Here is a 13,072-nt window from a genome sequence, read left to right on the forward strand (position 1 = left end):
AGCCGGCGTCAGCAGCATCGGCAAGTACGCCGACGCCCGACCAGCCCGGTTCGTGCCCATCGGGTTGGCCGGGTCGCAGGGCCGCTGCGGTGGCCGCATTCTTTGGTCGGCTGGATCGGCAAGTGCGCCCTGATTGCCTCATCCGCCAGGCAGGTGGGGGCCGTCGTTCCTTCTTCCTGGTAGGGGTATCGCTGTCGCCAGGGGGGCGGCGATGTTGTGGTGGCCGCGTTCTTCCCAAGCGCCGGTCAGCTGTCATGTATTCGATGCCGCGCAGCCATTTGGGGCCCTTGTAGCTGAAGAGGTGCGGGACTACCCGGCGCAGTGGGAACCCGTGTTCGGCGGTGAGGAGCTCGCCGTTGTGGTGCGTGGCCATGATGCCGAGTCCCAGTCATCCCCGGTTGGACGGTTACGTCGGAACAGCTACGCTGCGCGTCGCAGTGCGTCCTTGTGTGCCGTCTCGAGGGCCTGCTCTGAGGTGGCGGCTAGGTCCGGCACAACGCCTATGCCCTCCCAGTTGGTTCCGGTGACGGTGCTGATCGTCCGGGCGGTCGGCACGGTGACGGTGATGTGTTCCGTCACCGGGTGCCGGGCGGTCGGGTGAGCACCACCGTGGGTCGTTTCGCCGACGAGAACAGCTCGCCCGTGCGCCTGCAGGGTGTACGCCACGTCCTCCCCGCCCGAGAAGGTGATGGCACTGGTGAGTACGTACACCGGGCGCTCGAGGTAGCGCGGCGCGGGCAGATGCGAGGCGGTCCAGTACTGGCGGGTGGAGCCGGTGGAGCGCTCGTAGATGTCGTTGAGGTGCACCTGGTCGTCGGGGAAGAAGTAGCTGCACCACATGGCGGCGCCCTCGGGTGAGCCACCGCGGCACTCACGCAGATCGAGGATGAGCGCACTGGTGTGGGCGACCAGTTCCATCGCCGCACCGATCGCGCGGGCACCCTCGCCGGCGTCGGCGATCCGCCGGATGTCGAGATGGCCGATGTTGCCCTCGAGGTGCTCGAAGCGGCGGATGCCCTGGTTCTCGGCCCTTAGCAGTGCGAGGAAGGCTGCCCGGCCTTCATCCTCGTCCGCCGGATCCGTGGACTGGGGCTCATCCTGCCAGAGCAGCCTCAGATGCTTGTCCGGGCAGACCTCCTGCAGGTGGGCGGTCACGGCCGCGCAGAGTGCGGGGCCGCTCAGCGTGTTGTACGCCCCAGCTGCGAGCCGGCTCCGGATCGCGCCGTTGATCTCCACGGCTCGCTGGGGGAAGACGTATCCGGCCGTGATCCGGTCCAGGGCCAGGCCGACTATCTCTGCGTTGGTAGGCATGGCTGAGAAGCATAAGCTCCTGGCCGCGACGGGCACCCGAATTAATTCACGGACTGTCAGTGCCCCTTTAGAAGTGATCTCATTAGGGCTGCCGCTGCGACCGGACCGGTGGTCTCTCACATGCCGCGGTCTGGGCCGTACCAAGGCTCGGAGCGTTCGTCGGCGGACATTGGTAGGCGCCGCAACTGCACGGGGCCGGGGTAAAAGGCTGCGCTGTTGGGTCCGGTCATGTCTTCGCCGATGAGGTAGCGGTAGAGCCATTCTGCGAAGCTCATGCGGTGCTCTGCCCAGGTTTCGTCATAGTTCACCAGGAGCCTTGGGGCATCGGTGGCAGTGTGCAGGAAGATGGTCTCTCCTCGGTCGGTGCTCGCGATCGGCCACAACCCGTTTCGGGTGCCAAAGCTCAGATCGTCGAGTCCGAAGAGCTGGCGGGGGTCCTCATCCGCGTCGAGGTCTAGGTCGTCCCACGGCACCTCGGACCACGCCTGGATCTGGCCCTGGATGTGTTGGCCCAGGTTCCATCGCTCGGTCGCGGGGTGGGAGAGATACAGGTGTCCGTTGATCTGAATGGGGGCGAACGCGTCCACAAGGATCCTGTAGTCGGGAGGCAGTTGTATGCCGAGCTCTGCGTGGAGACGGTCCCAGGCAGCCGGGTCCGCATGGCGGTTCTGGGCCGGGCCGAGCATCGCCATGGCGGCGGCCAGGTAGTCAGTCATGAGTTCCTCGATGATGTGGGCCCGGCGCGGTCCCTCGCGTTGGGCCGGCGTCGTATGGGGCCGTACTTTACGGATCACGTGGAGGTGACGGCCTTCGCAAGCCTGCGATAGCAGATCAAGGTGGCGGCGATTCCGGCGAAGGCGAGGAAGTGTTCTGCCTTGCGTTCGTACCGACGGTGCAGGCGACGGCACCCGGCCAGCCACGCCACTGTTCGCTCCACGGTCCATCGGTGGCGTCCCAGCCGATGAGAGGGCTCGATGCCCTTGCGGGCGATGCGAGGGATGATGTTCCGGGTCCGGAGCCACCGGCGCAGATGGCCGTAGTCATAGCCCTTGTCGGCATGGAGCCTGTCAGGCCGTCGCCGGCGCGGTCCGCGTCGCGAGCGGATAGGCGGGATACCCCGTACCAGGGGCTCCAGCCCCTGGCTGTCATGGGTATTTGCCGCAGAGATCCCGATGGAGAGAGGCAGACCAGTCCGCTCGGTGATCAAGTGGATCTTTGAGCCCTTCTTGCCGCGATCTACGGGATTCGGACCCGTCAGATCCCCCCTTTCATCGCCCGCATGTTCAGCGAGTCCACACCCGGGCCCGGCTCCACTCAGTGAACCGCCGGTGTGCCGTCGGACCGGACGGGCCGAAGCCCGTAGGTAGCTGTCTCCACGTATAGCCTGTCGTGGCCACGAACACGATGGCCGCCAGCACCTGCCGGTCCCCATACCTGCGGCGACCCCCACCCACCCTGAGGCCGTACCGGAGCGGCTGGTACCACCCGTTGGAACAACTCCCACAATCCGTCCGGCACCAGACGCTCTACCATCGCCATCACGACCATCACCCTAGCGATCAAGCCAGTTGAGACGGTCTCTTAGCAGTGATCATTTCCAGCTTCGGTTCGGCGAGGGCGGACGTGCACCTTCCGGCGGGGGGTGGGGGAGGACGGACTGAGTAGGAGAACTCATGTGCGTCAGGAGGCGGGCTGGCAGGCTCCGCGGCATGACAAGTGGCAGAGGGGCGCTGACGGCCCTGCATCTCTTGCTGGTCTGGGCGACGATGGCGGCCGCGATGCCTGTGCTCGGCTTCGAGTTGGTGGTGACGGCCTGGGGCGGTGGTGCCGACGCGTTGGTGCCGGTCCTGGCCTTGGGTGTGCCGCTGATGGTGGGCCTGCTGGCCATGGCGGGCATACCGGCGAGGACCGGTGGTGCCGCTGTGTGGCTCGGCTGGGCTGCCGTGGTCTTCGCCCTCGGCACGCTCGGCGTCCTGGCGGGCCTGGCCGCCTACGGCGGGGACGTGGACCTGGGGGAGTGCCGGCACCCGGGTCGCGCTGACGGGGGTGCCGTACGCCGTCGCCGCGGCGTTCTTCGTGCCAAGCCGGTGGGTACGGCTCGGGGCGGTGGCAGTGCTGGCGGCCGGCGTGGTCTATGTGGGCCCCATCGGCCCGGTGCAGGCACAGCAGCGCCGGCATGCGGCGGAGATCGCGCGGTACCGGGAGCATCCGGAACTGCTGTATCTGGGCGCTCCGCCGCCTTCCCGGCGGCACCCGCGACATCACCCTCACCCGTCGCCATCACGACGCGGAGGTTGAGGTCACCAGCCAGTCCCTCGACGAACCCGGCCTGCGCCGCCTCCTGAGCACGCTGCACCCGCTGTCGAACACGGAGCTGGAAAGGCTGATGCGGGAAAAGGTGATCACCCAGGGCTACTGAGCCAGATCAGCCGGCCGTTCTGCACACTTCCCACCACGCCACCCGCATCGTAGGTGATCTGCCCCATGAGGTTGGCTGTCTCGTTGAACAGGGCGGACAGCGACTCGTGGACACCGAAGGACGGCAGGTCTCCGTCCCCGAATGAGCCGATCTGGCCCGTGCGTGTGTCGAGGAACTTGCCGTAGCAGGCGTCGCTGTCCGAGAAGATCGGAACCCACTGCTCGTGCCAGAAAGGAAGGCCCGGCTCGTCGGACGGGTCGTCGCGCTCGATCTCCATCTTGAAGTTGTAGAAGCTCTCCATGGCCGTGAGCCCCAGCAGGCCCCCGAGGCCGGGCAGGATCCCTGCGACTGAATCATCAGGGCCCTCGTCCAGTCCGGTTATCAGGAGCCACGCTCGTAGCTCCTGCGGAAACACGACACCCATGCGCTCCTGGGCCGCGTCAATCTCTCCTACCGCGACGGGAGGGAGTACCGACGACGCAGTCACCGGTGCGTTCACCTCCAGCCAGCTCAGCACACGCTGCCACGCCTGCCCCACTTCCCCCACGGCCGTTCCTCTCCTCCATCGCACCTCTCGTAGCTCACCGTACGGCCACTGTGTGTCGCTGGCTCAGTTGCACAGGACGGCCCTGACCTGACTGCCGCGTTCGGCGGAAAGCAGGAGCTGTTCCACCGCGTGTTCGACGAGTACTGCGGCTCAGTCGTCGACGCCACAGCCCAGCAGCTGCGCGGCGACGACAAGAACGCCTACGCGCGGCTGTCCACACACGTCCACGCGGTGGCGGCGGCCACCGCCGCAGACACCGCCCATCGCGGATGCCTGCTGGCCAAGGGCGCCGCCGAGCTGGCCGAACACGACCAGACGGTGGCCAAGCGGGCGCGCGCGACCATCGAGGCGCTGCGCGCGCTGCTGGAGGACGACATCGCCGCCTGTCAGCGCAACGGCGATCTCGCGGCGAACGCGGACCCCGGAAAGCTGGCCGCGCTGGTGCTCGCCGTACTGCGCGGCATCGAAGCACTGGGCAAGGCCGGAGCGAGCCAGGAGACGCTGGCGGACATAGCCCAGACCGCCCTCGCCGTACTGCCCCGCCCCGCGAACTGACGGCCCCACCGTGCCACGCCGTCAGAACAAGGCGTAGGACACCAGGCAGGGCAAGGGATACAACAACGGGTACCCTCCCCCGATCTGACCTCCAGCATCTCCGCAGGTCACCGCACCTGAAATGACCGGTCGGGGAGTCTGGCATTCCCCTCTGCGCACCCCCTGACGCTGTGACCGGAAGAAAAAGAAGGCGGGGCAGGAAGACGTGCGGGAGCACCTCGGGGGAGCAGGCACCGGTCTCCCCTCACACCTGGGGGCTATTGCCGGTCCTCATTCGTTTGGCGCGGTGGTCATTCGGCGGCCACCTCAATGGTGCTCCGTGAAAAGGCAGGGTCGGCGGCAAGGACCCAGAACGCGCGGCACGGCGCGCTGAGCAACTCGCCGCCATCGACCCCGACTGGAACCCCGGACAACTCGGCTGGACCGTCGACTGGCAACGCCACTACACCGGCCTCACCACACTCCTCGCGGCCGGTGCCGGCCTCGCCGACATCCAGCCCGGCATCACCCACCATCGGACGCTGGCTGATCCGGCAGCGACGGGACTGGGGCCAGCACAACGAGGAGCAGCGGCGGCGGCTGGTCGAGTTGGGCGTGGAAGCGGCCGTACGGCCCCGCAAGGAGCCCGCGAAGGTCGGCGCGGCAGGGCGGTGCGGCCTTCCAGAAGGGCTTGGAGGCCCTCCAGCAGTACGTCGACAGGGAGGGCACGATGCCCGGCCGGGGCCACGTCGAGGACCTCCCCGATGGCACGGAGCACCGCACCGGCATCTGGATCGGCAACCAGAAAGCACACCGCGACAAGCTCGACGCCGAGCAACTCCGCGCACTCGCCGGGTTGGGAGTGGAGTGGGCCGTGTAGCAGCGCAGAACGCTGCCCTGATCGCCTACGCCGCCCAATGGGTCAGAAGCCGGGACCGTGACCGTACTCGTAGAGGTCGAGGCCGCGAGGCGTGCGGTCGTAGACGTTGCGGGTGCGGTAGGCGCCCGCCGCCTGCCTACTCTGGCGCTGCGCCGGCGGGCCTGACTCGTACTGAGTCCGAAGCGGGCTAGCGGAGTGCTTGGGTGACGCGTTGTTTGAGCTGCTCGTCGTGGAGGCTGTCGGTCTCGCGCCAGGCGGCGTCGCTGATCTCTTCGGTCTGTAGTTCGCCGATGTCGGCGGTGGTGTGGAAGAGGAAGCGGAAGTCGATGTGCTGGTGGGCGGGTTCGTCCTTGGCGGGGTTGGCGTCGATGGGGTGGATGTCGATGTGGAGCGGGGTGTCGCTGCGCGGGGTGACGAGGTGTGGCGGGATTCCGGTTTCCTCGGTGAGTTCGCGGCCGGCGGCCTGCAGGAGCGTCTGGTCGTAGGGCTCCAGGTGACCGCCGGGGAGAAGCCATTTTTGGGTTGCATTGTGGAGAATGTGCAGTACGCGGTTGTCGGGGCCGATAAGGATCGCGCCGGCGGTGACGTGGCAGGGCAGCGTTTTCCGGCTGGTGAGGTCGTCCCCGTCGTCGAGCAAGCCAAGGACGGTACCGAGCTCGTGTTTGTCCTCGGGATGCTGGTCGAGGTAGGCGGTGAGGGTGGTGCGGATGTGGTCTGCCGTGATGGTCATGGTGATCACCTGTTGAAGTAGGAGAGCCAGGTCGCCGCGATGGCTTCGCGGTCGGGTGCGGGGACCTCATAGATGCCGGGGGCGAGGTCGCCGCGGGTGAGCATCCTGATCGCGGCCAGGATCTCGGCCTGGACCAGGAAGATGAACGGTACAAGGGCGGCGCCATGGATGAAGTTGACGGCGTTGCCCCGGGCCGACCAGCACCCAGAGCACGCGGCCCTTAAGACCTCACTTACCCCGGGCGCCAGTGGTGGCCGTTCACTGAGCGGTTCGGAGTACGAGCAGGCCGCCCACGACACGGCGAGCGGCCTGCTTCCCTCGTGGCGTTGTGCTGCCTGCCGTCAGCTCTGGCCGGCCGTGCGGCGCCTGCGCGCGATGAACACTGCGCCGGTGTCGACCAACCAAGACCGCGAGACCGACACCCGCGACGACGGGAGTGCTGCTCGACGCGCCGGTCCTGATCGCGTGGCAACATACGCACTGCCCAGCGGGGTTCCAGCGGGGCGATCGCGTTCTCACGCATCGGCACCTTGCGCGCCGGGGCGCTGCTTCTGGGCGTCGACGACGGCCCGCTCCAGCACGGCGGTGCATCCGACGACCGTGCCAGGCTTGATGGCGCCGACCTGCCTGACCTGGACACCGCGGCTGCCGAGATAGGCGTACGTCTTGCGGTCGAAGATCCATTCGGTGCGATCGCCGCTCTGCTGGTCGACCTGGGCCAGGGCGATGCCCTCGCGTCCCGCGGCGTCCTTGGCATGGTCCACCACCACAACCCCGGGGATCTTGCCCGCGGCCTGGTACAGCGCTGCGTTCAGCTTGGCCGGTGCGAGCTGCTCCTTGAGCAGGTCGCCGACAGTGGTGAATGCCTCCTGGTCCGGGGAGTTCCCCTGGCCCTTGGTCTCCTTGTAGATCTTCTTCAGCAGGGCGTCCGGGTCGGTGGGCAGCGTCTTGAGGTAGTCGTAGGAGGGGCCGCCCAAGGTGCGCTCGACGTCGCTGTTGAGGGTGATGCCGCCCTTGGGCTGGTAGCCGGGCTCGTCCAGCCAGCCCTGCTTGCCGTCGCGGGAATTCCATACCTCACGGATATGCAGGGGCTGGATCCAGCTCTTGGACTTGTATGCGTCGGTGTGCGAGACGAGGAGGGAGGAGACCTCGCTCTTGATATAGATGTACTGGCCCGGGCCGGGTTCGGGCGTCTTGCTGGCCGAGGCGGCGGCGGCGATGCGCTCGACCGTGGAGGCGAGCTGGGCGGTGCTGCCGGGCTCGATGCGGACGACTGGCGCTTCGACCGGGGGCGGGGTGGCCGCGGTGGTGCCGCTGCCCCCGGAACCCGTCAGCACGGTGAAGGCGAATGCGCCGGCCAGGGCGGCGGCGGTGACCGGGACACCGATCAGCAGGACACGGCGTGCCGGGCGGCGGGACGGCGCGGGGGCGGGTGCGGTGGGCTGGATCTCGTTCATCAGGTGCTCCTCGAGAAGCAGGTGACGGTCGAGCGACAGGTGCGGGTCTCCCGGCGCCGGCAGCAAACGGGCCAGCTCCGCGTGGTCCAGCGACTCCTCACGCCGCGACTTCTTGCGGATCATCCGGACCTCTCCTCGTACGACTCGTGTGACCGGGCCGCGGAAGTGCGGCCGCCCTGTACTTGTCCGTTGCGCGGTAGCGGTTCCGTGCGTTTCCTCAGTTCTTCGTCGGCCAGCTTGCTCAGCCGTCTGCGGGCGCGGGACAGGCGCGAGCGCACGGTGCCGACCGGGACGCCGAGCACGGCCGCCGCCTCCGCGTAGCCGAGCCCGGACCACACACAGAGCGTGAAGACCTCGCGCTCGCTCCGGGTCAGTTTCTTCAGCACCCGCTGGGCGGCAGCCAGCTGGTCGGCATCGGCTATGCGGCCGACGAGTTCGTCGGCGAAGTCCGGGACCGTTTCCTTGGCCGGCAGACGCTGCAGGGCCCGCTGGTGGCGGCGCGCAGCGCGGGTGGTGTTGCGCAGTACGTTCACGGCGATGCCCATCAGCCAGGGGCGCGGACTGTCGCCCTCGTCCCGCAGCTTGGCGCGCAGCCGCCACGCCTCCAAGAAGGTCAGCGAGACGATGTCCTCGGCGACGGTCCAGTCCCCGGTCACGCGCACCGCGTGCCGGTGGACCAGTCGGGCGTGGTCACGGAAGAGCTCGCGGAACGCCTCGGGGTCGCCTGCCCGTATTCGGGTGTGCAATGAGTAGTCCACGTCAAGCTTTGTCCGGACGGCTGGGCAGGTTCCCGTGGCGTGCGTCACACGGTCAGGAAACATGGGCTCCGCGGCCGGCTCGCCAACCAGCAGGCAGGGAGTGGACAGTATGCCCCCGGTTCGGACTCCGGGAGTGGTGTCCTCGTCCCCGGCGGCGGGCTCCCGCATCCGGTATGCCGTGTGACAAATCTGTTAATGATCACTAGTACTCCAGCCGTAGATCGTAATCTTGGCTGGCGGGGGCCGGTGCGGACATGGGTGCGGCCACCACTGATCATCGGTGTGTGAAGACAAACGATCACGCGGTGGCCGCAGGTCACAGCGTAGACCCTGCCCGCTGGCAGGAGGCATTCGAGAGCCTGATGGACCGGATTGCGGGCCGGTTCACGCGGGTCGAACCGCGCCGGCGAATGCGGCGGTTGATGCTCGGACTGCTCTCGAACCTGCCCCGAAAGAACTGCTGGACCATCGCCGAGTGGGCCGGGGAGCCGACTCCGGACGGCATGCAGCACCTGCTGAACCGCGCCAAGTGGGACGCCGACGCCGTCCGCGACGACCTGCGCGACTACGTCGTCGAGCACCTCGCTGACGACCAGGCGGTACTCGTCGTCGACGAGACCGGCGACATCAAGAAGGGCACCCGCACCGTCGGCGTCCAACGCCAGTACACCGGCACCGCAGGTCGGATCGAGAACTCGCAGGTCGCCGTCTACCTGGTCTACGCAGGCCGACGCGGACACGCCGCGGTGGACTGCGAGCTGTACGTCCCGCGCTCTTGGACCGACCAGCCGGACCGCTGCCGCGCGGCCGGACTCGACCCCGATAGCGAGTTCGCGACCAAGCCCGAACTGGCCGCCCGCTTGATCGCCCGGTTCCTGGACGCCGGCCACCACGCCCCCTGGGTGGCTGGCGATGAGGTCTACGGCGGCAACCCGAAACTGCGCACCGTCCTGGAGGAGCGCGCCACCGGCTACGTGCTCGCAGTGGCCTGCAGCCACGAAGTCACGACCCAGGCAGGCAAGTTCCGCGCCGACACCCTGACCAAGAAGCTCCCCACGCGTGCCTGGCAGAAACTGTCCGCCGGAGCCGGAGCGAAAGGGCATCGCTTCTACGACTGGGCCCACATCGACCTGCCCGACACCGCACCCGGCTACCGCCACCTGCTGATCCGCCGCAACCGCACCACCGGCGAACTCGCCTATTACCGCTGCTACTCGCCCCGACCAGTGCCCCTGGCGGCCCTGGTACGGGTCGCGGGCTCAAGATGGCGCATCGAGGAGACATTTCAGTCAGGAAAGGGCCTGGCCGGACTGGACGAGCACCAGGTCCGCCGCTACCCGTCATGGTCCCGATGGGTCACCCTCGCGATGCTCGCGCACGCGTTCCTCGCGGTAGTGCGTGCACGGGAGCATGCCGAGCCGACAGCGACGGATTGATCCCGTTGACCTGTAACGAGATCCAGCGGCTGTTCAACCTGCTGATCGCTCCTCCCACATCCGTGACTGCCCGACTCGGCTGGTCGCACTGGCGGCGACGCCATCAAGCCCGCGCCCGGGCCAGCCACTACCGGAGGCAGGCCGCTTGCCAGGGGTGAGGATTCACGTCCCGTAGCTAAGATCCGTGCCGCCGCTCGCCTCGATGAGCCAGGACAAGGATCCGGTCTCGCACGGCCAGCCCGTGGTGGCGACCTCGACCCATCCACTGCCCGGTTCGCTCACTCCCGCATCCCACCACCACCAACTGCGATCATCGCCCCGTCCCTCCTCAGTCGGATCGAAGTAGTAGAGCCAGTCCGAGAGCATCCATGGCCCCTGACACTCCGCCGCCTTCTGCTCGGAAGTCAGCGCGCGCCACCACCGCTCCCACGCCTCGACGTCGAAGGACGGGTCGGGAACACTCTCCGGCTCACACCGCTGCACGAACCACGTCGGCAACAACTCGGGCCACCGCTCGAACGCAGGCCAGGTGCCTACGCGTTCGATCACGGGTGCCAGAACATCACGCGCACCGCGGATGACTCGTGCCGCGTCATCGGCGGTGAACCGGACCCGCACGAGAAACGCCCGCTCCCGACGATCGCCAGCTTCCAGCCCGGCCCGAAGGCGCCGCAGCTCACCCTCCACGATCTCCACAACAACGAAGTGTGCAGCACTACCGAACCCGCAGCACCTCAAAAACGCCCCTACCCCAGACCACAAAATCACGATCTACCGCTGGAGTACTAGCTTGGGCTTGCCGCTGCGGTGGCAGTGACGGGGGTGGTGGCGCAGACGGTCCCGCGGTCTTGGATATGTGCGCAGGCTTGGGCGTCTTGGGGGCGGGTGGCCGGGACCATGGGGGTGTGAGCGTCGTGTCCGGTCCGCTGCCGGTATTCCTCGGTGTTGCCCTTCTTGGGGGTGATGAGGATCCGGTCCTCGGGGGAGGTGCGACTCATTTTGGCCCATGCCGCCCGGCAGTGCGGGCTGTAGCGCAGTTCGACGGTTGCCCCGTACTTGCGCCCGACGGAGGCGGTGACGGCGTCTTTTGAACAGATGGTCGTTGCTGGTTCCATCGAGGCGCAGGTCGCGCCCGCACAGGTAGCCGTGGCCGCAACCGTCGGGAACAGAAGCGCGGAAGCCGTCGAGCCCGGCTCCCCGGCTTGAGCGGGATTGTCGTCACCGGTGGCCCAGACCGTCACGACAGCGGCAATCGCGGCCACACACACGGTGGCGACCGCCGCCCACACCCACTTCTTCTTCGCCTGCTGCGCGGCTTTTGGTTCCGGCTGCGACGGTTCCTGGGGCCGCGACATCTTGGGTTCTGCCTCCGCGCGCCGGCGCAGCAGCAGAGCCTGCTGAAGCTCTTCCTCGTCCAACCGGTGCGCGCGCTCGGAGGCCGAGCGGACATGCCATACCGCCTCGATCGCCTCAGCGGAGGGGAGCATCTGGCCCTTCTCCCAGCGGGAGATCGTCGGCTGATTCGAGTTCACCTTGCTGGCGAGCCGGGTCTGACTCAGCCCGCACTCGGTGCGCCACCGCGTGAGCAGCTTGCCCAACTCGGCGCGGGCCGCCTCTGGCTCCTGCCCGCCCTGCACGCTGGCCTCCCGTTGCATGTCCATCCCCGCCCTAAGTAGCCGCGTATAACCCCAGGTCAGAGCCATGCATGCCGCTGCGTATATGCACGCATGACCCGGTGGCGGACCAGCGTAGAGATTCCCTGGCCGAGTGCGCCATGGTGTTCACGGCCGACGCAATCGTTCCGGCCACACCCCAACTCCCATGCCCCTGGGCCGCCATGCCCTCTGGGCGGGACAAGCACGTCAAAAGTCCATGACACGAAAGGGTTAACCACCATGAACACCACGTTCACTCCGCGTCTGCGGAACATCGCCGTCGCCGCCGCTTCTCTGGTCGCCCTCGGCGGAATCGGCGTGGCCGCCTCCCCTGACCTCGCTTTTGCGAGTGACAACCGGACCGTTTCGCAGGGCGCCCGCGCCCAGCACCTGCCCTCCACCCCGGGCAGGACCGCCACGCCGGCAGGCGGAAACATCCACGCCGCTGCGAAGGCGTGGCCGCAACTGAAGAGCGGATCCCGGGGGACGGACGTGCGCACCGCCCAGCACCTCCTTTCCGCCGCCGGGCACAACGTCACCGCGGACGGGGCGTTCGGGCCGCGTACGGCGGGTGCGGTGAAGGCGTTCCAGAAGCGCCACGGCCTCAAGGCCGACGGGCTCGTCGGCCCGAACACCTGGCACACGCTGATCCGCACCATCCGCCAGGGCTCTCGTGGCGAGGCCGTCAAGGCCGCACAGGTCCAGCTCGCCGCCGCCGGGCACAACGTCACCGCGGACGGGGCGTTCGGGCCGCGTACGGCGGGTGCGGTGAAGGCGTTCCAGAAGCGCCACGGCCTCAAGGCCGACGGAGTCATCGGCCCGAACACCTGGCACACGCTCGTCGCCGACACGAACGTCCCCGCCCCCCACACCCCGTCCGGCGGGGGCCGCCTGACCAACCGGCAGGCCCTGGCACAGCTCGCCGCCGCCAGCATCAAGCACCCCTCCGGCCGCACCAGCCTCGAAGGCGTGCGCGCCCGCACCATCCAGGGCGTCATCGCCCTCAAGAAGGCCAGCGGCTGCCCCATCACCATCACCGGCGGCACCGAGTCCGGCCACAGCGCCGGCCCCCGCTCCCACGCCAAGGGCTACAAGCTCGACCTGCGCACCCGCGACGAGGGCACCTGCGTCACCAACTGGATTAAGAACACCCAGCGCGAGGGCAAGCCGCGCGGCAACGAACCCCGCTGGCACGGCAGCCTCAACGGCATCTCCCTCGAGTACGTCTACGAGACCCCCAAGCGCGGCGGCGTCCACTGGGACGTCACCTTCAGCTGACCCCTCCGCCCCACCCCCCCATCACGCCAGGTGGCCGCGCCCTGCCCGGGCGCGGCCTGGCCACCCC

At 68.2% G+C, this 13,072-nt stretch carries 12 protein-coding genes and 4 pseudogenes; 5 read left to right on the top strand and 11 right to left on the bottom strand.

What is annotated here, in order from left to right; translation table 11 throughout:
- Positions 1–170: 170 nt before the first annotated feature.
- The 4 genes and pseudogenes from OHA03_RS34715 to OHA03_RS34730 form a co-directional block, all read right to left on the bottom strand.
- Positions 171–370, bottom strand: a pseudogene (locus tag OHA03_RS34715) (molybdopterin-dependent oxidoreductase); the annotation flags it as partial.
- 50 nt (positions 371–420) lie between these two features.
- A complete protein-coding gene (locus OHA03_RS34720; RefSeq protein ID WP_267007622.1) occupies positions 421–1,311 on the bottom strand; it encodes a S41 family peptidase in 891 nt (296 codons plus the stop codon).
- A 116-nt stretch (positions 1,312–1,427) separates the two neighbouring features.
- Entirely contained in the window at positions 1,428–2,027 is a 600-nt protein-coding gene (locus OHA03_RS34725) for an SMI1/KNR4 family protein (RefSeq protein WP_267007623.1), read from the bottom strand.
- Between the two features lie 74 nt (positions 2,028–2,101).
- Positions 2,102–2,844 (bottom strand): annotated as a pseudogene (locus OHA03_RS34730) (IS5 family transposase).
- A gap of 643 nt (positions 2,845–3,487) precedes the next feature.
- Here OHA03_RS34730 and OHA03_RS34735 point away from each other — a divergent pair.
- Positions 3,488–3,730 (top strand): hypothetical protein, encoded by a 243-nt coding sequence (locus OHA03_RS34735; RefSeq protein WP_267007624.1) that lies wholly within the window; start codon positions 3,488–3,490, stop codon positions 3,728–3,730.
- Here the strand turns inward: OHA03_RS34735 and OHA03_RS34740 are convergent.
- Positions 3,714–4,277 (bottom strand): SMI1/KNR4 family protein, encoded by a 564-nt coding sequence (locus tag OHA03_RS34740; protein WP_267007625.1) that lies wholly within the window; start codon positions 4,275–4,277, stop codon positions 3,714–3,716. The two genes, OHA03_RS34735 and OHA03_RS34740, sit on opposite strands and share 17 nt — an antisense overlap.
- Before the next feature lie 129 nt (positions 4,278–4,406).
- On the opposite strand from OHA03_RS34740, the gene OHA03_RS34745 reads away from it, so the two are divergent.
- Entirely contained in the window at positions 4,407–4,832 is a 426-nt protein-coding gene (locus OHA03_RS34745) for a TetR/AcrR family transcriptional regulator (protein ID WP_267007626.1), read from the top strand.
- 290 nt (positions 4,833–5,122) lie between these two features.
- Here the strand turns inward: OHA03_RS34745 and OHA03_RS34750 are convergent, their stop codons facing one another.
- Entirely contained in the window at positions 5,123–5,347 is a 225-nt protein-coding gene (locus tag OHA03_RS34750) for a hypothetical protein (RefSeq protein WP_267007627.1), read from the bottom strand.
- Between the two features lie 149 nt (positions 5,348–5,496).
- Between OHA03_RS34750 and OHA03_RS34755 the strand changes: the two are divergent.
- A pseudogene (locus OHA03_RS34755) lies at positions 5,497–5,691 on the top strand (helicase); the annotation flags it as partial.
- A 187-nt stretch (positions 5,692–5,878) separates the two neighbouring features.
- Here OHA03_RS34755 and OHA03_RS34760 read toward each other — a convergent pair.
- The 3 genes from OHA03_RS34760 to OHA03_RS34775 all read right to left on the bottom strand — a co-directional run bounded on the left by OHA03_RS34760 (position 5,879) and on the right by OHA03_RS34775 (position 8,636).
- Complete coding sequence (locus tag OHA03_RS34760) at positions 5,879–6,421, bottom strand: NUDIX hydrolase (protein ID WP_267007629.1); 543 nt, start codon at positions 6,419–6,421, stop codon at positions 5,879–5,881.
- Positions 6,422–6,936: 515 nt separating this feature from the next.
- Positions 6,937–8,001: a CU044_5270 family protein gene (locus tag OHA03_RS34770; RefSeq protein ID WP_267007630.1), complete on the bottom strand. Its 1,065-nt coding sequence runs from the start codon at positions 7,999–8,001 to the stop codon at positions 6,937–6,939.
- Complete coding sequence (locus OHA03_RS34775; RefSeq protein WP_267007631.1) at positions 7,998–8,636, bottom strand: RNA polymerase sigma factor; 639 nt, start codon at positions 8,634–8,636, stop codon at positions 7,998–8,000. The genes OHA03_RS34770 and OHA03_RS34775 overlap by 4 nt, the downstream gene beginning before the upstream one ends.
- A 362-nt stretch (positions 8,637–8,998) precedes the next feature.
- Between OHA03_RS34775 and OHA03_RS34780 the strand changes: the two are divergent.
- Positions 8,999–10,230 (top strand): annotated as a pseudogene (locus OHA03_RS34780) (IS701 family transposase).
- Between the two features lie 4 nt (positions 10,231–10,234).
- Here the strand turns inward: OHA03_RS34780 and OHA03_RS34785 are convergent.
- On the bottom strand, positions 10,235–10,621 hold the full coding sequence (locus tag OHA03_RS34785) for a hypothetical protein (RefSeq protein WP_267007632.1): 387 nt from the start codon (positions 10,619–10,621) through the stop codon (positions 10,235–10,237).
- A gap of 236 nt (positions 10,622–10,857) precedes the next feature.
- Entirely contained in the window at positions 10,858–11,727 is an 870-nt protein-coding gene (locus OHA03_RS34790) for a DUF2690 domain-containing protein (protein ID WP_267007633.1), read from the bottom strand.
- A gap of 240 nt (positions 11,728–11,967) precedes the next feature.
- Here OHA03_RS34790 and OHA03_RS47895 point away from each other — a divergent pair, with 240 nt between their 5' ends.
- Positions 11,968–13,005: a peptidoglycan-binding protein gene (locus OHA03_RS47895; RefSeq protein ID WP_323181301.1), complete on the top strand. Its 1,038-nt coding sequence runs from the start codon at positions 11,968–11,970 to the stop codon at positions 13,003–13,005.
- Positions 13,006–13,072: the final 67 nt, after the last annotated feature.

The sequence above is a fragment of the Streptomyces sp. NBC_00154 genome (genome assembly GCF_026342835.1).
GTDB lineage: Bacteria > Actinomycetota > Actinomycetes > Streptomycetales > Streptomycetaceae > Streptomyces.